Origin of the sequence: Rhizobium sp. 62_C5_N11_2, assembly GCF_051811185.1 — a bacterium.
GTDB classification, from domain to species: Bacteria; Pseudomonadota; Alphaproteobacteria; order Rhizobiales; family Rhizobiaceae; genus Rhizobium; species Rhizobium leguminosarum.
This window is the reverse complement of record NZ_JBPWPW010000001.1, coordinates 692,347-710,138: the sequence shown is the minus strand read 5'-3', so window position 1 is coordinate 710,138 and position 17,792 is coordinate 692,347. Positions and strand designations below refer to the sequence as shown.

The 17,792-nt window shown below is 61.7% G+C and carries 21 protein-coding genes; 8 read left to right on the top strand and 13 right to left on the bottom strand.

Annotated features, from left to right (window positions below):
• Positions 1 to 33 precede the first annotated feature (33 nt).
• From benC to pcaD, 4 genes are all read left to right on the top strand, one after another.
• On the top strand, positions 34 to 1,062 hold the full coding sequence (gene benC / locus AB8B31_RS03480; RefSeq protein ID WP_018245107.1) for a benzoate 1,2-dioxygenase electron transfer component BenC: 1,029 nt from the start codon (positions 34 to 36) through the stop codon (positions 1,060 to 1,062).
• On the top strand, positions 1,059 to 1,847 hold the full coding sequence (benD, locus tag AB8B31_RS03475) for a benzoate diol dehydrogenase BenD (RefSeq protein ID WP_018245106.1): 789 nt from the start codon (positions 1,059 to 1,061) through the stop codon (positions 1,845 to 1,847). Before benC ends, benD begins: the two co-directional genes overlap by 4 nt.
• Positions 1,848 to 1,886: 39 nt before the next feature.
• Complete coding sequence (locus AB8B31_RS03470) at positions 1,887 to 3,221, top strand: MFS transporter (RefSeq protein ID WP_018245105.1); 1,335 nt, start codon at positions 1,887 to 1,889, stop codon at positions 3,219 to 3,221.
• A 197-nt stretch (positions 3,222 to 3,418) separates the two neighbouring features.
• Entirely contained in the window at positions 3,419 to 4,207 is a 789-nt protein-coding gene (pcaD, locus tag AB8B31_RS03465; protein ID WP_018245104.1) for a 3-oxoadipate enol-lactonase, read from the top strand.
• A 160-nt stretch (positions 4,208 to 4,367) separates the two neighbouring features.
• Here pcaD and AB8B31_RS03460 read toward each other — a convergent pair whose 3' ends face one another.
• Together AB8B31_RS03460 and AB8B31_RS03455 are read right to left on the bottom strand one after the other, a co-directional pair.
• Positions 4,368 to 4,853, bottom strand: a complete 486-nt coding sequence (locus tag AB8B31_RS03460) for a peroxiredoxin (RefSeq protein ID WP_003557102.1) — start codon at positions 4,851 to 4,853, stop codon at positions 4,368 to 4,370.
• Positions 4,854 to 4,949: 96 nt separating this feature from the next.
• Complete coding sequence (locus tag AB8B31_RS03455) at positions 4,950 to 5,801, bottom strand: protein-disulfide reductase DsbD domain-containing protein (RefSeq protein WP_026188643.1); 852 nt, start codon at positions 5,799 to 5,801, stop codon at positions 4,950 to 4,952.
• 141 nt (positions 5,802 to 5,942) lie between these two features.
• On the opposite strand from AB8B31_RS03455, the gene AB8B31_RS03450 reads away from it, so the two are divergent.
• The 3 genes from AB8B31_RS03450 (at position 5,943) to AB8B31_RS03440 (ending at position 8,076) form a co-directional block, all read left to right on the top strand.
• Positions 5,943 to 6,548, top strand: coding sequence for a YqgE/AlgH family protein (locus tag AB8B31_RS03450; protein WP_018245102.1), 606 nt, complete (start codon positions 5,943 to 5,945; stop codon positions 6,546 to 6,548).
• Positions 6,549 to 6,647: 99 nt separating this feature from the next.
• Positions 6,648 to 6,839 carry a CsbD family protein gene (locus AB8B31_RS03445; protein ID WP_003546001.1) on the top strand — a complete coding sequence of 64 codons (192 nt, stop codon included), beginning with the start codon at positions 6,648 to 6,650 and terminating at the stop codon, positions 6,837 to 6,839.
• 148 nt (positions 6,840 to 6,987) lie between these two features.
• Complete coding sequence (locus AB8B31_RS03440; protein ID WP_018245101.1) at positions 6,988 to 8,076, top strand: zinc-binding metallopeptidase family protein; 1,089 nt, start codon at positions 6,988 to 6,990, stop codon at positions 8,074 to 8,076.
• 196 nt (positions 8,077 to 8,272) lie between these two features.
• Here AB8B31_RS03440 and AB8B31_RS03435 read toward each other — a convergent pair whose 3' ends face one another.
• From AB8B31_RS03435 to AB8B31_RS03410, 6 genes are all read right to left on the bottom strand, one after another.
• Positions 8,273 to 8,683 (bottom strand): hypothetical protein, encoded by a 411-nt coding sequence (locus AB8B31_RS03435; RefSeq protein WP_018245100.1) that lies wholly within the window; start codon positions 8,681 to 8,683, stop codon positions 8,273 to 8,275.
• 11 nt (positions 8,684 to 8,694) lie between these two features.
• On the bottom strand, positions 8,695 to 9,150 hold the full coding sequence (rnhA, locus tag AB8B31_RS03430; protein WP_003545999.1) for a ribonuclease HI: 456 nt from the start codon (positions 9,148 to 9,150) through the stop codon (positions 8,695 to 8,697).
• Positions 9,147 to 10,112 (bottom strand): homoserine kinase, encoded by a 966-nt coding sequence (locus AB8B31_RS03425; RefSeq protein WP_018245099.1) that lies wholly within the window; start codon positions 10,110 to 10,112, stop codon positions 9,147 to 9,149. The genes rnhA and AB8B31_RS03425 overlap by 4 nt, the downstream gene beginning before the upstream one ends.
• A gap of 70 nt (positions 10,113 to 10,182) precedes the next feature.
• Entirely contained in the window at positions 10,183 to 11,184 is a 1,002-nt protein-coding gene (ispH, locus tag AB8B31_RS03420) for a 4-hydroxy-3-methylbut-2-enyl diphosphate reductase (RefSeq protein ID WP_011650764.1), read from the bottom strand.
• 63 nt (positions 11,185 to 11,247) lie between these two features.
• Positions 11,248 to 11,994 carry an SURF1 family protein gene (locus AB8B31_RS03415; protein ID WP_204339580.1) on the bottom strand — a complete coding sequence of 249 codons (747 nt, stop codon included), beginning with the start codon at positions 11,992 to 11,994 and terminating at the stop codon, positions 11,248 to 11,250.
• 1 nt (position 11,995) lies between these two features.
• Positions 11,996 to 12,376 (bottom strand): DUF983 domain-containing protein, encoded by a 381-nt coding sequence (locus AB8B31_RS03410; RefSeq protein ID WP_018245097.1) that lies wholly within the window; start codon positions 12,374 to 12,376, stop codon positions 11,996 to 11,998.
• Positions 12,377 to 12,517: 141 nt separating this feature from the next.
• Here AB8B31_RS03410 and AB8B31_RS03405 point away from each other — a divergent pair, with 141 nt between their 5' ends.
• Positions 12,518 to 13,159: a chloramphenicol phosphotransferase CPT family protein gene (locus tag AB8B31_RS03405; protein WP_018245096.1), complete on the top strand. Its 642-nt coding sequence runs from the start codon at positions 12,518 to 12,520 to the stop codon at positions 13,157 to 13,159.
• A gap of 213 nt (positions 13,160 to 13,372) precedes the next feature.
• Here AB8B31_RS03405 and AB8B31_RS03400 read toward each other — a convergent pair whose 3' ends face one another.
• The 5 genes from AB8B31_RS03400 to ctaD form a co-directional block, all read right to left on the bottom strand.
• On the bottom strand, positions 13,373 to 14,251 hold the full coding sequence (locus AB8B31_RS03400) for a cytochrome c oxidase subunit 3 (protein ID WP_439007351.1): 879 nt from the start codon (positions 14,249 to 14,251) through the stop codon (positions 13,373 to 13,375).
• A 61-nt stretch (positions 14,252 to 14,312) separates the two neighbouring features.
• Complete coding sequence (locus AB8B31_RS03395; RefSeq protein WP_018245094.1) at positions 14,313 to 14,921, bottom strand: cytochrome c oxidase assembly protein; 609 nt, start codon at positions 14,919 to 14,921, stop codon at positions 14,313 to 14,315.
• Complete coding sequence (locus AB8B31_RS03390) at positions 14,918 to 15,058, bottom strand: hypothetical protein (RefSeq protein WP_018245093.1); 141 nt, start codon at positions 15,056 to 15,058, stop codon at positions 14,918 to 14,920. Before AB8B31_RS03390 ends, AB8B31_RS03395 begins: the two co-directional genes overlap by 4 nt.
• The gene (locus tag AB8B31_RS03385; protein ID WP_018449292.1) at positions 15,058 to 16,008 is read right to left on the bottom strand and encodes a heme o synthase; all 951 of its coding nucleotides are present in this window, start codon (positions 16,006 to 16,008) and stop codon (positions 15,058 to 15,060) included. The genes AB8B31_RS03390 and AB8B31_RS03385 overlap by 1 nt, the downstream gene beginning before the upstream one ends.
• Positions 16,009 to 16,075: 67 nt before the next feature.
• Positions 16,076 to 17,776 (bottom strand): cytochrome c oxidase subunit I, encoded by a 1,701-nt coding sequence (gene ctaD / locus AB8B31_RS03380; RefSeq protein ID WP_018245091.1) that lies wholly within the window; start codon positions 17,774 to 17,776, stop codon positions 16,076 to 16,078.
• Between the last annotated feature and the right edge of the window lie 16 nt (positions 17,777 to 17,792).

Below are 17,792 nucleotides of genomic sequence, written 5' to 3'. Positions count from 1 at the left end.
GCCGGCCGGCAGGGGATTGATGAGGAGGGCTCCATGGCCAGCTACAGGATCGCATTGAACTTCGAGGACGGGGTCACCCGGTTCGTCGAATGCAAGGACGGCGAGAAGGTTCTCGATGCCGCCTTCCGCAACAAGATCAACCTGCCGATGGATTGCTCCGACGGCGTGTGCGGGACCTGCAAATGTCGCGCCGAAAGCGGCTTCTACGATCTCGGCGACGACTATATCGATGATGCGCTGACGGCCGACGAGGCGGAGCGCGGCCTCGTGCTGACCTGCCAGATGAAGCCGACGTCGGACTGCGTCATCGCTGTGCCGACGACATCGACGGCCTGCAAAACCGGGCAGCAGAAATTCGCCGCCACTGTGGCGAAGGTGACGCCGCACAACGATGCGGCGATCGTATTGGAACTGGACGTGGACACTGGGGCGTCTCCCTCGTTCCTGCCCGGCCAGTATGTCAACATCGATGTGCCGGCCAGCGGCCAGAGCCGTTCCTATTCGTTCAGCACGGCGCCCGGCGAGCAACGCATCGGCTTCCTGATCAAGAAGATCCCGGGTGGGTTGATGAGCGGCTGGCTCGCCGACGCACAGGCCGGCGACAGGCTCAATCTGACTGGCCCGCTCGGCAGCTTTTATCTGCGGGATGTGCGCAGGCCGCTTTTGTTTTTAGCCGGAGGCACCGGCCTTGCACCGTTCCTCTCGATGCTGGAGGTTCTTGCCCGCGCTGGATCGGAACAGAAAATCCATCTGATCTATGGCGTGACGCGCGATCTCGATCTGGTTCTCGTCGACGAGTTCGCGGCCTATGCCACGCGCCTGCCCAACTTCAGCTTCACCACGGTGGTGGCCGAGGAGGCCTCGAGCCATCCGCGTAAGGGATGGGTTACGCAACATATGCCGGCCGAGCTGCTTCATGGCGGCGATGTCGACGTCTATCTCTGCGGCCCCCCGCCAATGGTCGATGCGGTGCGCAAGCATTTCGACGACAACGGCGTGAAGCCCAACAGCTTCCAATACGAAAAGTTCACGCCCAATGCGGCGGCGAAGGAGGCTGCATGAGCGCGCCGCGCTTCGCCGGTCGGTTTGACGGCAAGGTGCTGGTCGTCACCGGCGCCGCGCAGGGCATCGGCCGCGCCGTGGCCATCCGCGCCGCGGCAGAGGGTGGCAAGGTGCTGTTCGTCGACCGCGCCGATTTCGTGACGGAGATTGCAGCCGAAGCCAGAGACGCCGAAACCGCCGCCTTCAATGCCGATCTGGAGACCTATGAAGGCGCGGCTTCGGCGATGCGCTTCGCCGAGCAACGCTTCGGTGGCATCGACATCCTGATCAACAATGTCGGCGGCGCCATCCGGATGCGCCCCTTTGCGGAATTCGGATCGCAGCAGATCGACGCGGAGATCCGCCGCTCGCTGATGCCGACACTCTATTGCTGCCACGCCGTCCTGCCGCATCTGTTCGCGCGCGGCGGCGGCACCATCGTCAACGTATCCTCGAATGCAACGCGCGGCATCCATCGTGTGCCTTATTCGGCAGCCAAGGGCGGCGTGAACGCCATCACCCAGTCGCTTGCCATGGAACTGGCGGAGCGCAACATCCGCGTGGTCGCCACCGCACCAGGCGGCACGGAAGCGCCGCCGCGTCGGATTCCGCGCAATGTCGCGGGCGATACGGACGCCGAGAAGGCCTGGATGACCGACGTCGTCGGCCAGGTGAAACAATCCAGTTTCATGAAGCGGTACGGGACCATCGAGGAACAGGCAGCGCCAATCCTGTTCCTCGCCTCGGATGAAGCGTCCTACATCACCGGCAGCGTGCTGCCGGTGGCCGGCGGCGATACCGGCTGACATCTCAATACTGACTGCGTAGAAACTCAGGGAGGAGCCATGATGCGCACTATCGATGTGAATGAAGCGATAGACAACAATCCATTCGGAAGGTTTCAGTGGTCGGTGGTGGCGCTCTGCGCGCTGCTGCTGATCGTCGACGGTTATGACGTCTTCGTCGCCGGCACCGTGCTGCCGACGCTGATTGCGGAATGGGGCCTGACCAAACCGCAGGCCGGCGCGCTGCAGGCCTGGGCGCTGTTCGGGATGATGTTCGGCGCCCTGGCTTTTGGCTCCCTGGCCGACAGGATCGGGCGCAAGAAGGGCATTGCGATCAGCTTCGTGCTGTTCACTGCTTCCACCCTTCTGACCGGTTTCGCCAGTTCGCCCGACCAGTTCAAAGTCTTTCGCTTCATTGCCGGTCTCGGCTGCGGCGGACTGATGCCCAACGCGGTGGCGCTTATGAACGAATATGCCCCCAAGCGCCTCCGCAGCACCATCGTCGCGCTGATGTTCTCCGGCTACTCGGTCGGCGGCATGGTTGCCGCCGGGCTCGGCATCGGCATGATCCCGCAATATGGCTGGAAGCCCATGTTCTTCATCGCCGCCCTGCCGTTGCTGATGCTGCCGCTGGTGCTCTGGAAGTTGCCCGAATCCCTTGGCTTTCTGATCCGCCAGGGGCAACAGGAGAAAGCCAGACGGATCTATGCGAAGATCGATCCGTCTGCCCGCCTTGGCAACGACGACATGCTGGTCTTCACTGAAACCAAGGGTGCGTCCGCATCGGTCGCCGAACTGTTCCGCCACCAGCGCACGTTGCGCACGCTGATGCTCTGGGTGGCGTTCTTCTGCTGCCTGCTGCTTGTTTATCTGCTGTCGTCGTGGCTGCCGAAAGTGCTGCAGGAAGCCGGCTATGCCGAAAGAGCCAGCCTCGTGAGCCTGTTCTCGCTCAATTTTGGCGGCATGGTCGGGGCCATCGCCGGCGGTTGGCTGGGCGACCGGTTCGGCCTGCCGAAGGTTGTCGTCGGCTTCTTCGTGGCTGCCGCCCTGTCGATCGCGCTGATTGGTTTCAACCTGCCGGCTGGGCTGCTGTTCCTGACGATCTTCATCGCCGGCGCCACCACCATCGGCACGCAGATCCTGCTCTATGCGAGCGTCGCGCAGCTCTATAACCTCTCCGTCCGGTCGACGGGGCTGGGCTGGGCTTCCGGTGTGGGCCGTATCGGCGCCATTGTCGGTCCGACCCTCGGCGGTGTGCTTCTGGCCCAACAGCTGCCGCTGCAGCAGAACTTCCTGATCTTCGCGATCCCCGCGGCCGTCTCGGCGCTCGCCATGCTGGTCTTCGCGATCAGCAACGCCCGCCGCGTCGACGCCGTTCTGCTCGCCGCAGCATGAGGGTCGGTACGTTGACGGCGGGCGGACAGAACACACTCGCAGGTCAGCGTCATGCTTCCGCCGACGGCCATCCCGATGTGGCCGTCGGTGCCTTCGCGTCGCGACTGCGGCGACCTTCGTCATCGGGATAGGAGGGTTCGGCCGGATCGTCGGGACATTGCCTCCAGCCATTTTCAAAAACCGAGAGTCCTCAAGCCATGCCCTATCTCGATCTCGCAAGCCACCGCCTGCACTATCGCATCGACGGCGACAGGAGTGCGGCCGGCAAACCGTGGCTCATGTTCTGCAATTCGCTCGGAACCGACCTGCACATGTGGGATGCGCAGGCGGCCGCATTGTCCCAGCATTACCGCGTGCTGCGTTATGACCGCTGCGGCCACGGCCTGTCGTCGGCACCGCCGCCGCCCTATGCGCTGTCAGACCTCGGCAATGATGTCCTTGCGCTGCTCGATGCGCTGGAGATAGAGCGGACGCATTTCTGCGGTCTGTCGATCGGCGGCCTGACCGGACAGTGGCTGGGCATTCATGCCGGACAACGTCTGGACAAAATTCTTTTGTGTGCGACGTCCGCCAAGATCGGCACCGCCGAAAGCTGGGGCGCGCGCATGGCGGCCGTGCGGGAATACGGCCTTGGCGGGCTCACCGCTGCCGCCGCAGAACGCTGGTTCAGCCCGGCGTTCAACGCCAGCCAACCCGGCATGGTGCGCGACATTCTCGACCGTTTCACCGCGACAACGGTTGATGGCTATATCGGCTGCTGCGCGGCGCTGGCCAACACCGATTTGCAGGTAGACATCGCACGGATCGCCAACCCCTTGCTTGCCGTCTCCGGTGAAGAAGACCCGGTCTGTCCGCCGTCCGATTTGGAGTGCATCGCCGTTCGTGTGCGGCAGGGCCGTCATCTGTCCTTGCCTGGGCGGCATATCGTCAACCTGGAGTCGGCATCGGCGTTCAATGCTGCACTGAGCGAGTTTCTCGACGATTGATAGTTCGGAAAGGCGAAGGGAAGCATGTCGATTTTTGCGCGCCGGTCGGTTCTAAGACCGTTTTGCACGCCCTGGCATAACCTGGCCCATCGTTGAGCACCGACACAACTGAAAAGGGGCGACCGAACGGCCGCCCCTTCATAACGTCAGCGATGAACGCTCAGAGCTGTTCCAGCATCGCGGCAGCACCCGAGACCGTTGCCTGGCCGGGGCTTTCCTCGACGTTGAGGGCCTTCACCACGCCGTCTTCCACCAGCATCGAATAGCGCTTGGAGCGCAGGCCGAGGCCGCCGGCGGAGAGGTCGGCGTCGAGGCCGACGGCCTTGGTGAAGCCGGCATCCCAATCGGCGAGGAAGTGGATCTTGCCCATGCCGCCGGATGATTGCGCCCAGGCGCCCATCACGTGCCAGTCGTTGACTGATACAACGGCGATATCGTCGACGCCCTTGCCAAGGATGGTGTCGCGGTTTTCGAGATAACCCGGCAGGTGGTTCAGCGAGCAGGTGGGCGTAAAGGCGCCCGGCACGGCAAAGAGCACGACGCGTTTGCCGGCGAAGAGCTGATCGGTGGTGATTTCAACCGGGCCGTCAGCCGTCTTTTCCTTGAAGGTGGCGGCAGGAAGCTTGTCGCCGATCGCGATGGTCATGGTCTTCTCCTTGGTTCTGGCTTGGGGGTTTCCGGCTTTGGGGGTTCTGCTTGGCGGCAGGCGCCGCAGGGGATCTGCGGCGACTATAAGACCCGGTCATTGAAAGGCAAGAGTGGTCTCCATCGCCCTTTCGCCGTCGATGACCAGTACGCCCCAGCGCTTGCCGGATATGTCGTAATTCTCAGGCAGTTTGCCGATAGCGACGTCGACCTTGAAAGTGGCGCCGTCGCGCTTGCCGCCGATCTGCTTGGTGAAGGCGTGGCCGCTCGGGCCGGTGACGATGATATCCGGGGCGCCCTTGCCCTCGCCCAACCCTCCGCCCGGCAGAGCGAGTGTCAAAGACAGCGTCTTCCTATCGGGCGAGATCGCATGCGCCGTCACGCCGAAATCCTGCGACGGCGGCTTCGGCAGCTTCGCATCGGCGGCCTGAAGGATCGCCTCCTCTTGCGGGTGCGACTGGATGGCGGGGCCAAGCTTCAGTTGAAAATTCGCCTGGAAGGGAATGCAGATATCCTTGCAGATACCGATGAAGGCGGCAGCGTCGATCGTAACCGGGCCTTTGCCGGCCGCCGTCAGTGACAGCGGCAGCGTCACCGGCGTGTCATAGGCGATATCCTCGACCGTGCCGTTGAAAAAATGCTTCGGAACGGGATAGGCGATGGCATCGAGCGTGACGCCACTGCCCGCCGCGATGGTGATCTGGGGCGGAATGCCATTGCCGCCGGGCTCTTTCCAATAGGTGATCCAGCCGGGTTTCGGCTCGATCTGAAGGGCGGCGCGGATTTTGCCGCCGGCATCGGGCGCGAGCGCCACGAGGCGCATGCGGCCGCCCTCGTTGTCCGCCCAGGCGCTCATTTCCGCATGGGCGGAATAAAACGGCACAAGGGCTGCGACCACCGACACAACCGCGATTAAAAGCCTGCGCGGGCCTGAGGAAATAATCATCATGGAACAAAGGTTTACCGAATGTGCTGTTTCGCCGCCAGAAGCCGCGGCGATATAAATCTTCATTTTCAGTTGATTGATGTGTGACATTGGCCCATGTTTCTTTTGTCGAGGCCTTGGTGCGGTCTAGCAGCAGGAGGAACGATGTCCTTATTGACGCTGAAGAACAGACGGGAACGTGGCTTCTTCGATGGCCAGTTCCTCATCGCCATGCCGGGCATGGAAGACCGCAATTTTGCGCGCACCGTCATCTACATCTGCGCGCATTCGGATGCCGGGGCCATGGGCTTCGTCATCAACCGGCCACAGAGCCTCACCTTCACCGATGTGCTGCTGCATCTCGACATGATCAAGCAGGAAGATTCGATCGTGCTGCCGAAGCGGGCGCGCGACTTTCCGATCCAGACCGGCGGCCCGGTGGAAAGCGGCCGTGGTTTCGTGCTGCATTCGGACGATTATTCCAGCGACTCCAGCATTCCCGTCAGCGACGACATCTGCCTGACAGCGACGCTCGATATCGTGCGCGCCATCTCCAAGGGCAATGGGCCGACGCGGGCGACGATGCTGCTCGGCTATTCCTCCTGGTCGGCCGGCCAGCTCGAAAGCGAGGTCGTCAACAATGGCTGGCTCACCTGCCCGGCCAATGAGGAACTGATCTTCGACCGCAGCCTCGACGACAAATACGAGCGGGCGCTCGCCGGCATGGGCGTGACCGCTGCGATGCTGTCGGCCGAAGCCGGCCATGCCTGAAAGGCTGGCCTGACGGCAGCGGGAACGAATAGCCAAGAGTGACGTTTCATTTCGGCAAGCATGGACAAAAGGCCCATGCCGACCAAGGAGACATCACTTATGGGTAGCACCAGCGACAAGATTTCCGGTAAGGCAAACGAAATTGCCGGCAAGACCAAGCAGGCCGTCGGCAAGGCGACGGACGATCGCGAGATGCAAGCCAAGGGCGCCGTCCAGGAAGCCAAGGGCAAGGGACAAGTCGCAACCGGCAAGGTCAAGGACAAGCTCAAGGGCGCCGTCGATCGGCTCTGAGCGACAGCACTAAGACGCGCAAAGGACGCTGTGCTTCCGATTTAAGGAATGCGCAGTAGACGCTCATCCTTTATCACCATGCCTGCTGCGCCCTCGCGCGGCAGGCATTTTTAATCCGTCACCCTCATGCTCTGCAGAGATAGATACGATGAAACTTTTTGCCTGCGACAATTGCGATCAGGTCGTCCACTTCGACAACCGGCGATGCGTGCGCTGCAACCATCGCCTCGGCTTCCTGCCCGGCGATCTGGCGATGCATGCGCTGGAGCCGCGCGACGAGACACTCTGGCAGCTCGTTTCCAATCCCGATCGCGACGTCCGCTTCTGCGCCAATGCCGGCCTCGACATCTGCAACTGGCTGGTGGACGGTGACGGCAAGAGTGAATTCTGCGTTGCCTGCCGCCATAACCGGCTGGTTCCGAACACCGATACCCAGGACGGAATCGATCGCTGGCGGCGCATCAGCCAGGCGCAACGTCATCTGTTTTATTCGCTGCTGCGCTGGAAGCTGCCGCATCCCGATCGGGAGCAAGACCCGCAAGGCGGCCTGGTCTTCGATTTTCTCGAGGATTCGATAGAGAGCAACGGTTATATCGTGCCGGCCATGACCGGCCATGAGGAAGGCCTGATCACCATCCGCGCCGCAGAGGCCGACGATGCGACGCGCGAACAGGCGCGCAGCTCGATGAACGAACCCTATCGCACGCTGCTTGGCCATTTCCGCCACGAGGCCGGCCATTTCATCTGGAACAAGCTGGTGCGCGATCGGGGCGGCCTTGCCGATTTCCGCGCCGTCTTCGGCGACGAACGGCAGGACTATGCGACAGCCCTCCAGAACCATTATGCCGGCGGTGCGCCCTTGGGATGGCCGGACAATTTCATCAGCGCCTATGCGGCGTCGCACCCCTGGGAGGATTTCGCCGAATGCTTCGCGCATTACCTCCACATCGTCGATACGCTCGAAACGGCGCGTGCCTTCGGCATCGCCATCGATCCGCGCGGCCATGAGGAAATATCAGGCGAGGTGGATTTCATCCCTTACCGGGCAAGAAGCGCCGAACAGCTGGTCAGCGCCTGGGTGCCGCTCAGCCTGGCGATCAACGCCATCCAGCGCAGCATGGGGCAGCCGGACTCCTACCCCTTCGTGTTGTCCTCACCCGTCGTGGCAAAACTCGAATATCTGCACCGGCTGATCCAGGGCGCCGCGACGGCGCCGCCGCAGCAGCAGGCGGCTTGAGGAGCTGGAAAGCTACCGAACCGGGTTACGAGTTCGACTGCTTTCAAGGCGACCAAGATTTTTGGCGGGAGGTGCTTTGCTGGAGCTTGCAAAAATTTCGGCTCGGCGCGGAACTAATTTGGCCGACGTGCACCTCTCGAAAGCTATGTCGTCGGCTCTCGTCCCGGATCTAACATGCTGCAGGACTCAATCGCATCTAGTTCCATATGGTCGGGACGGGAAACTCGCGCTGACACATAGAAGCGATTGAACGGACCTCGGCAGCCTGTTTGAGCGCCAGTTCGCCAAGCAGATCTGCGTATTTCTGTGTCATGGTATGTGCCTCATCTCTGGTGCTCCCACCAGCGATCATGTTCTTGATGCCGCGCTCGTATAAGATGCGAAACTTGGCTTGATACGCTTGCGCTTTCTTGGGCTCGCGCTTGTCTTTGAATCCCTGAGCGAGATGGCCGTAGTAAGCGGCACACAACATCGGCCGGTCGTCGAAGGGTTTATGCACCGGTTTTTCGGTCGCAACAGCTCTGCTCGCACCACAATACATGCCAAACGCAATCAAAAGGCAGAAAATAGCAATGGTATAGATCGGACTCCTAAAGCTGAGTGACATGTGCACCTTCTTTAAAACGAAACCGCCTTGCCCTTCTTGAACGGCTCCATGCCCCGGCGCGCAAGTTCATCGGCGCGTTCGTTTTCCGGGTGGCCGGCGTGGCCCTTGACCCAGTGCAGCGTCACCTTGTGGCGGTCACGGGCCGCCTCCAGCGCCTGCCAGAGCTCGGCATTCTTCACCGGCTTCTTGTCTGCGGTCTTCCAGCCGTTTTTCTTCCAGCCGAATATCCACTTGGAGATGCCGTCCTTGACATAGGCGCTGTCGGTATAGAGATCGACCTCGCAAGGGCTCTTCAAGGCCGATAGCGCCGAGATCGCCGCCAGCAGTTCCATACGATTGTTGGTCGTATCCGCCTCGCCGCCGCAAAGCTCCTTTTCGACATCGCCATAACGCAGCACCGCGCCCCAGCCGCCAGGGCCGGGATTGCCGGAGCACGCGCCGTCGGTGAAGATATCGACGTGTTTCATAGGCTCAATCCGTATTCGGCGGGCGATTTGATCTGGCGGTGGAACCGCAGCTTGCGGAGATATTCGAGCGGGTCCTTCTTGGTGACCATGGCGCCTTCCGGCGTCGTCAGCCAGTCATAGAGCCGGGTCAGGAAGAACCGCAGCGCCGACCCACGCGACAGCACCGGCAGGGCAGCGATTTCCGCATCGCTCAACGGCCGGACGCTCTGGTAACCCTCGAGCATCGCCGTGCCCTTGGTAATGTTGTAGGCGCCGTCCTTCTCGAAGCACCAGGCATTCAGGCAGATCGAGACGTCATAGGCGAGCAGGTCGTTGCAGGCGAAATAGAAATCGATCAGGCCGGAGAGCTGGTCGCCGAGGAAAAAGACGTTGTCGGGGAAGAGGTCGGCGTGGATGACGCCGGCCGGCAGGCCGCTCGGCCAGGCAGTGGAGAGGAAGTCGAGTTCGCTGCGGATCTCGGTCTGCAGGCCGGGCTCGACCTCGCCGGCGCGCGGCTCGGATTTTTCCCACAGTCCCCGCCAGCCGTCGATCGACAGCGCATTCGCCCGCTTCAGCTCAAAACCATCGCCGGCCACATGCATCTCGGCCAGTGCCTTGCCGACTTCGCGGCAGTGCCTGGCCTCCGGCTTTCTCAGCCACATGCCTTCGAGGAAGGAGATGAGTGCTGCCGGGCGGCCGGAGAGCGAGCCGAGCAGCGCGCCATCCCGGCGCGGCAGCGGCAGCGGGCAGGACAGACCGCGGGCGGCGAGATGCTGCATCAGGCCGAGGAAGAAAGGCAGATCGCTCTTTTCCACGCGCTTTTCATAGAGCGTCAGGATCAGCGGATCCTTGGAGGTGTGCAGCAGGAAGTTGGAGTTTTCGACGCCTTCGGCGATGCCCTTGTAGGAGAGCAACGTGCCTGCGTCATATTCCGTCAGGAACCACTTCAGATCGTCTTCGGCGATATCGGTATAGACTGCCAAGTGAGGTCTCGCCCTTCATGCCTTGTTGATATTGGATTTGCCGGAGTGGACGCTAGGCCGAAAGGCCGATCTAGCCGTTGACGAAAGCCATGTCGGCCGCCGTCAGCTCGATATTGCGCAGTTCGCGGTTGACGAGGAAGTTTTCGGTTTCCTGCACCGTTTCGGCCAGTTCGACGCGAGCGTCGAAGCGGGCGCGGAAAGCCTCGATGATCTCGTTGACGATGACCTCGGGGGCGGAAGCGCCGGCGGAAAGGCCGAGCGTCGAAATCGCGCCGATCTCGTCCCAGTCGAGCTCGGCGGCGCGCTGCACGAGGATCGATTTCTTCGCCCCTGCCCTGAGCGCCACTTCGACGAGGCGCTTGGAATTGGATGAATTCGGCGCGCCGACGATGATGAAGAGATCGCAGCCCGGGGCTGCCTGCTTGACCACTTCCTGGCGGTTGGTCGTCGCATAACAGATCGAGTCCGCTGCCGGCGCCGTCAGGTTCGGGAAGCGTTCGTGCAGGCGGGTGATGACGCCGGCCGTATCGTCGACCGACAGCGTTGTCTGGGTGACATAGCCGAGATTATCGGGATCAACAGGGACGTAGGCGTCGGCATCTTCGATCGTCTCGATCAACGAAACGGAACCCTCCGGCAGTTGCCCCATGGTGCCGATCACCTCGGGATGGCCGGCATGGCCGATGAGGACGACATGGCGGCCGAGGCGATTGTGGCGCATCGCCTGCTTGTGAACCTTGGAGACCAGCGGGCAGGTGGCGTCGAGATAGAAGAGGTTACGGCTTGCCGCATCCTCCGGCACGGATTTCGGCACGCCATGGGCGGAGAAGACCACCGGCTGGGCGCGATGTTCGGCCGGGATTTCGTCCAACTCCTCGACGAAGACGGCGCCCTTGGCCTCCAGCCCCTCGACGACATAACGATTGTGGACGATCTCGTGGCGCACATAGACCGGCGCGCCATAGGATTTCAGCGCCAGCACGACGATCTGGATGGCGCGGTCGACGCCGGCGCAGAAGCCGCGCGGACCGCAGAGCCTGATCGTCAAAGGAGGTTTCGCCGCAATATTCATGTCAGTTCCGGGTTGAGAGATTTAGGGACCTCTAGCCCAATATGGTCGAGAATTGAAGTGATACTATTGCTGAGATGTCTTGGCGCCCTTGCGGAACCAGGAGATCGCCACGACGACGATAAGCACGGCGGCCAGCCCGTACCAGGTGAAAGCATATTGCAGATGGTCGTTCGGCAGATCCACCTGGGTGACGCCGCCGATCGGCAAGCCCGCCGGATTGGGGGTGGAATCGGCGTCGACGAAGAAGGGAATGACGCGCGCTTTCTCCAGCCCGACGCTCTCGGCCATGACGTCGAGATCCTTCCAGTAGAAGATGTTCTTGGCGACGTCGTTATCGGGCACCACCCAGGAGGGCTTGCCGGGAAGCTTTTCGCGCGCCAGGCCGGTGACGGTCTGCTGATCCGTCAGTTGGCCCTGCATGCGCATTTCCGGCTCCTTGTTGTCAAAGGGAACGAAGCCGCGATTGACGAAGAGAATGCGCCCGTCGGCGAGCTCCAGCGGGGTATAGATGTAATAGCCGGTCTGACCGCGCCAGGTGGCGAAGAAGTGCCGCTCCTTGTTGTTGATATAGCGGCCGGTGGCGGTGACCTTGCGGTATTCGATGTCGCCGCCTGCAGCTGCCATCGCCTCGATCTCGGCAAGCGGCACGGGGCTTGCTGCCTGCCGCGCAGCGATATCGGCGAGCAGGCCTTCCTTCCAGTGCAGGCGCTCCACCTGCCAGGTGCCGAGCGAAATCAGGATGGCAAGGGCGATCAGCACCAGGATACCGGTCAAGACAGGCAGCCGCCGGCGCGGCGTTACATGCACCATTTCAGTCACTCAGGCGTCCTTCGCGGGCATTATGACGGTATTGCATGGCGATCAGGATGCCCTTGAACCAGCGCAGCGTCAGCAGCGACAGGACGATCGTCAACGGAGCAAAGAGCAGGATGTGCACCCAGATCGGCGGCCCGTAATTCACCTGCAGCCACAACACCATGCCGATGACGATGAAGCCGACGATGAGGATGACGAAGACGGCGGGGCCGTCACCGGAATCGGCAAAGGAATAATCGAGGCCGCAAGAAGCGCAGCGCGGCTTTAAGCCGAGCAGGCCATCGAACAGCTTGCCCTGGCCGCAACGCGGGCAGCAGCCTTTGATGCCGGTCTTCACCGGATCGACGGGGGGAAAATGGGCGCTGTCCTCGTTCATGGCATTCCTTCCCGCAGATGCATTCGCGGTCGCGGCTTCTTCAATGCTGCCTTACATCTCCCATAAAGTATTCGCATCCCGAATGGAAAGGCCTGCGCGGTTTCGTCTCAGCGATTCGCGCCAAACAAAAGAAGAAGACTGATGAGCAACGATAGCCATAGCGGACAGATCATTATCCTGAACGGCGCGCCGCGAAGCGGCAAATCCAGTATTGCGCGCGCAATTCAGGAAGGATTCGAGGGACCTTGGATCAACCTCGGCGTCGACAGCTACAATGCCATGACACCGAAGCGCTACCTGCCCGGTATTGGGCTCAGGCCCGGCGGCGAGCGGCGGGAGCTGGAGGAACTGGTGCCGTTCCTCTATGCGGCGCTTTATGAATCGATCGCCATCCATGCCGGATTAGGACTCAATGTCGCGGCCGATCTCGGTCATCACGACAGCTATTCGCAGCCGCTCGGCATTCTCGGCGACTGCGCCCGGCGGCTGCAAGACTTTTCCGTGCTGTTCGTCGGCGTGCGCTGTCCGATCGAGACGATCATGCAACGGCGGGAGGTCGTACAGGAAGGGCGCGAGACCCTTTACGTGCGCGGCAGCGAGGAGACACCGGTTCCCGAACCGGTGCAGCGCTGGCAGGACGAGGTTCATCGTCCCGGTATCTATGACATGGAGGTCGATACGTCAGTGCTTACGGCGCTCGAATGTGCCGAGGCGATCCGCCACCAGCTTGATCTCGGCATTCCCGGGCCATCGGCCTTCGAACGGATCGCCGGAGCGCGCTGAGGCGAAAAAAGCGGGCACGGGCCAGCCTTAGACTGCGGACGAAGTCGGCCAACTCCTCTTTCGTCATGCTCGGGCTTGTCCCGGGCATCTACGCCCGGTTGATATGTAGCAGATCCTCGGCACAAGGCCGAGGATGACGCCGAGTAGAGAGCGAGATTTGTGAACAAAAAAAGGCGGGCACGAGGCCCGCCTTTTGCTTGACTATGGTTCCGGTCAGCCGGCTGCGAGGGGTGCGCCCCAGCCGCCCCAGACGTAGATGCAGAAGAACAGGAACAACCAGACGACGTCGACGAAATGCCAGTACCAGGCTGCCGCCTCGAAGCCAAAATGCTGCTTCGGGGTGAAGTCGCCGCGCAGCGCACGGATCAGGCAGACACCCAGGAAGATCGTGCCGACGAGGACGTGGAAACCGTGGAAGCCGGTCGCCATGAAGAAGGTCGCGCCGTAGATCGAATTCTTGAAGGCGAAGGGCGCGTGGGCATATTCATAGGCCTGGACGCTGGAGAACAACACGCCGAGCAGCACCGTCAGCGTCAGGCCCTGGATCAGGCCCTTGCGGTCGTTGTGCAGCAACGCATGGTGCGCCCAGGTCACCGTCGTGCCCGACAGGAGCAGGATGACGGTGTTGTAGATCGGCAGGTGCCAGGGATCGAGGACCTCGATGCCCTTCGGCGGCCAGGTGCCGCCGGTATAGAGCAGGCGCGAGGCCTGGATCGCTTCGTTCGGATAGAGGCTGGCGTCGAAATAGGCCCAGAACCAGGCGACGAAGAACATCACTTCCGAAGCGATGAACATGATCATGCCGTAGCGCAGGTGCAGCGAGACGACGCGGGTATGGGAACCCTCATGGGCTTCCTTCACCGTATCGGCCCACCAGCCGTACATGACGTAGAGCACCAGCGCGAAGCCGACGTAGAAGAGCCAGGGATTGGCGAGTTCCGCGCCGGCAACCTTGAAGGAACCGCCGTTCAGGTAGCGCATGTAGCAGACGCCGCCGATCGCCATGATGAAGGCGCCGAGCGAGGCGAGAATCGGCCACGGGCTCGGATCGATGATGTGATAGTCGTGATTCTTCTGGTGAGCATCGGCCATGTAGCTATCCCCGGATGTCTTCCTTCACTCCGTTCCCGGCATAGCCGGAAACGAGCCTTGATCAAAGTTTCTTTTCAATCTTCTCCGCTCCACCCTCATTCGAAGCCACCGGCTTCGGACCCTCTTTCGGGTAGAACGTATATGACAGCGTGACCGTGTGGATATCCTTGGATTCCACGGCCTTGACGATTTCCGGATCGATGTAGAACACGACAGGCATGTCGAGCTTCTCGCCCGGCTTCAGGTCCGTTTCCGTAAAGCAGAAACATTGCACCTTGTTGAAATAGACACCCGCTTCGCCCGGCGTGACGTTGAAAACCGCCTGGCCGCGCTGGGTTTCGTTCGAACGATTCTCGGCGGTGAAATTGACCTGGATCGTCTCGCCGATCTTCGGATTGACCTCGCGCTCGACCGGCTTGAATTCCCATTGCAGGCCGGGCGCGACATTGGCGTCGAAAGTGACGCGCATCGTGCGATCAAGCACGACGCTCGACACCTGGTCGACGCGCTGCGTCGTGCCGTTATAGCCGGTCACCTGGCAGAAGATGCGGTAGAGCGGCACGGCGGCATAGCTCATCGCCCCCATGCCGAAGACGAAGCTCAGGCACATCATCACGACGGCGCCGTTGTTGCGGCCCTGCTTCTTCGGTGTACCGGCGTTTTCGCTCATCCAGCCATCCCCCCGCCGATCTTCACGATGGTGATCGCGTAGAAGAGAATAACGAGGCCGGCGAGCACCAGCCCGAGGGCGACGTTGCGGTTGCGGCGCGACTTGCGCTGCGCTTCCGTGAGCTTGATCAATTCCATCAGAACCAACCTCCCGCATGCGAGACCAGCAGCGAGGCCAGCCGGTCGATCATCAAGGCGGAGAACACGGCGAAGAGATAGAAGATCGAGAAGCCGAAGAGCTTCTTCGCCGGGATCATCTTCAGATCGCCGTCGGGCATGCGCCAGACGGCGATGGAACAGTATATGAAGATCGCGCCGAGAGCGGCAGCGACGAGGCCATAACCCAGGCTCGCGAAACCGAGGAAGGACGGCAATACCGCGCAGACGGCGGTCAGCACCGCATAGGCGACGATCTGATGCTTGGTCACCCGTTCGCCGGCGACGTTCGGCAGCATCGGCACGCCGACGGCCTCGTAGTCGCGCATCTTGAAGAGGGCAAGCGCCCAGAAATGCGCCGGTGTCCACAGGAAGATGATGAGGAAGAGAACCGTGCTCTCGATCGTCACGCTGTTGGTCACGCAAGCCCAGCCGATCATCGGCGGGAAGGCGCCGGCGGCACCGCCGATGACGATGTTCTGCGGCGTCGAGCGCTTCAGCCACATGGTGTAGACGACGGCATAGAAGAAGATGGTGAAGGCGAGGATGCCGGCCGAGAGCCAGTTGACGGCCAGGCCGAGGATCACCACCGAGAAGCCCGAAAGCACCAGGCCGAAGGCCAGAGCCTCGGAAGGCGCAATGCGGCCGGCCGGGATCGGGCGGTTGGCGGTGCGGCTCATGATCGCATCGATATCGGCGTCATACCACATGTTCAGCGCGCCGGAGGCGCCGGCCCCAACGGCGATACAGAGAATGGCGATCAGGCCGAGGACAGGATGGATGTGGCCCGGCGCCAGCACGAGACCGGCAAAGGCAGTGAAGACCACGAGCGACATGACCCGTGGCTTCAACAATTCGAAATAATCGCGCGCACTCGCTTCCGACAATTCGCCGTCCTTTGCAAGCACCTCGTGATTGTCGATGACCGTCATCATTCCGTCCTGAATGTCTTACCATCAGGACGCCGTATCGAAGGCGGCGTCCTGATGTCCGCGCAAATTACTTGATGCGCGGAAGCTGTTCCCACTGGTGATAGGGCGGCGGCGAAGGCAGCTGCCATTCGAGCGTCGTTGCACCCTCACCCCACGGATTGTCGCCGGCGACGCGCTTCTTGGCGAAGGCTTCGAAGACGCCATAGAGGAAGATCAGCACACCGAAGGCCGAGATGTAGGAGCCGATCGAGGAAACATAGTTCCAGCCGGCAAAGGCATCCGGATAATCGATGTAGCGGCGCGGCATGCCGGCGAGGCCAAGGAAGTGCTGCGGGAAGAACACCAGGTTGACGCCGATGAACATGATCCAGAAATGCAGCTTGCCGACCAGCTCGTTATACATGTAGCCGGTCATCTTCGGGAACCAGTAGTACCAGCCGGCGAAGATCGCGAAGACGGCGCCGAGCGACAGAACGTAGTGGAAGTGGGCCACGACGTAATAGGTGTCATGCAGCGAGCGGTCGAGACCGGCATTGGCAAGCTGGACGCCGGTGACGCCGCCGACCGTGAACAGGAAGATGAAGCCGATCGCCCAGAGCATCGGCGTGCGGAACGAGATCGAGCCGCCCCACATCGTCGCAATCCAGGAGAAGATCTTCACGCCCGTCGGAACGGCGATGACCATCGTCGCGAAGACGAAGTAGCGCTGCGCGTCGAGCGACAGGCCGACCGTGTACATGTGGTGGGCCCAGACGACGAAGCCGACGGCGCCGATCGCGACCATGGCGTAGGCCATGCCGAGATAGCCGAAGATCGGCTTCTTCGAGAAGGTCGAGATGATGTGGCTGACCATGCCGAAGCCCGGCAGGATGAGGATGTAGACCTCGGGGTGACCGAAGAACCAGAACAGGTGCTGGTAAAGGATCGGGTCGCCGCCGCCTTCCGGAGAGAAGAAGGAGGTGCCGAAGTTGCGGTCGGTGAGCAGCATGGTGATGCCGCCTGCCAGAACCGGCAGCGACAGCAGCAGCAGGAAGGCTGTGATGAGCACGGACCAGGCAAACAGCGGCATCTTGTGCAGCGTCATGCCGGGAGCGCGCATGTTGAGGATCGTGGTGATGAAGTTGATCGCACCAAGGATCGACGAGGCGCCGGCAATGTGGAGCGCGAAGATCGCAAGATCGACCGCCGGTCCCGGCGTGCCGCTCGTTGCCAGCGGCGGATACATCGTCCAGCCGCCACCCGTGCCATAAGCGCCTGCCGGGCCTTCGACGAACATCGACAGCAGCAGCAGCGCGAAGGCCGGAACGATCAGCCAGAAGGAGATGTTGTTCAGGCGCGGGAAAGCCATATCCGGCGCGCCGATCATGATCGGCACCATCCAGTTGGCAAAACCGCCGATCATCGCCGGCATGACCATGAAGAAGATCATGATCAGCGCGTGCGCAGTCGTGAACATGTTGAACATCTGCTTGGCGCCGTCGATTGCGGCATCGCCCTCATAGCCGTAGACCATCGAGGCCAGGCCGTGGAAGATCTGGATGCCCGGCTCCTGCAGCTCCATACGCATGGCAACCGACAGCGCGCCGCCGATGATGCCGGCAATGATCGCGAAGATCAGATAGAGCGTGCCGATGTCCTTGTGGTTGGTCGAGAACAGCCAGCGATTGGCAAAGCTCGGCTTGTGCGCGTGATCATGGTGATCGTCATGCGCATGGTCATGATGGGCGTGATCATGAGAATGATCGTCGTGAGCGGAAGGTCCAGCCATTGTCCCGATCCCCTTA

Excerpts from the sequence above, each read along its gene's own strand:
- AB8B31_RS03415 (WP_204339580.1), bottom strand. The coding sequence starts at position 11,994 with ATGGTGCATGTAACGCCGCGCCGGCGGCTGCCTGTCTTGACCGGTATC.
- AB8B31_RS03390 (WP_018245093.1), bottom strand. The coding sequence starts at position 15,058 with ATGGAATTGATCAAGCTCACGGAAGCGCAGCGCAAGTCGCGCCGCAAC.
- benD (WP_018245106.1), top strand. The coding sequence starts at position 1,059 with ATGAGCGCGCCGCGCTTCGCCGGTCGGTTTGACGGCAAGGTGCTGGTC.
- AB8B31_RS03460 (WP_003557102.1), bottom strand. The coding sequence starts at position 4,853 with ATGACCATCGCGATCGGCGACAAGCTTCCTGCCGCCACCTTCAAGGAA.
- AB8B31_RS03455 (WP_026188643.1), bottom strand. The coding sequence starts at position 5,801 with ATGATGATTATTTCCTCAGGCCCGCGCAGGCTTTTAATCGCGGTTGTG.
- AB8B31_RS03450 (WP_018245102.1), top strand. The coding sequence starts at position 5,943 with ATGTCCTTATTGACGCTGAAGAACAGACGGGAACGTGGCTTCTTCGAT.
- benC (WP_018245107.1), top strand. The coding sequence starts at position 34 with ATGGCCAGCTACAGGATCGCATTGAACTTCGAGGACGGGGTCACCCGG.
- AB8B31_RS03440 (WP_018245101.1), top strand. The coding sequence starts at position 6,988 with ATGAAACTTTTTGCCTGCGACAATTGCGATCAGGTCGTCCACTTCGAC.
- pcaD (WP_018245104.1), top strand. The coding sequence starts at position 3,419 with ATGCCCTATCTCGATCTCGCAAGCCACCGCCTGCACTATCGCATCGAC.
- ctaD (WP_018245091.1), bottom strand. The coding sequence starts at position 17,776 with ATGGCTGGACCTTCCGCTCACGACGATCATTCTCATGATCACGCCCAT.
- AB8B31_RS03435 (WP_018245100.1), bottom strand. The coding sequence starts at position 8,683 with ATGTCACTCAGCTTTAGGAGTCCGATCTATACCATTGCTATTTTCTGC.
- AB8B31_RS03410 (WP_018245097.1), bottom strand. The coding sequence starts at position 12,376 with ATGAACGAGGACAGCGCCCATTTTCCCCCCGTCGATCCGGTGAAGACC.
- AB8B31_RS03405 (WP_018245096.1), top strand. The coding sequence starts at position 12,518 with ATGAGCAACGATAGCCATAGCGGACAGATCATTATCCTGAACGGCGCG.
- ispH (WP_011650764.1), bottom strand. The coding sequence starts at position 11,184 with ATGAATATTGCGGCGAAACCTCCTTTGACGATCAGGCTCTGCGGTCCG.
- AB8B31_RS03395 (WP_018245094.1), bottom strand. The coding sequence starts at position 14,921 with ATGAGCGAAAACGCCGGTACACCGAAGAAGCAGGGCCGCAACAACGGC.
- AB8B31_RS03385 (WP_018449292.1), bottom strand. The coding sequence starts at position 16,008 with ATGACGGTCATCGACAATCACGAGGTGCTTGCAAAGGACGGCGAATTG.
- rnhA (WP_003545999.1), bottom strand. The coding sequence starts at position 9,150 with ATGAAACACGTCGATATCTTCACCGACGGCGCGTGCTCCGGCAATCCC.
- AB8B31_RS03400 (WP_439007351.1), bottom strand. The coding sequence starts at position 14,251 with ATGGCCGATGCTCACCAGAAGAATCACGACTATCACATCATCGATCCG.
- AB8B31_RS03445 (WP_003546001.1), top strand. The coding sequence starts at position 6,648 with ATGGGTAGCACCAGCGACAAGATTTCCGGTAAGGCAAACGAAATTGCC.
- AB8B31_RS03470 (WP_018245105.1), top strand. The coding sequence starts at position 1,887 with ATGATGCGCACTATCGATGTGAATGAAGCGATAGACAACAATCCATTC.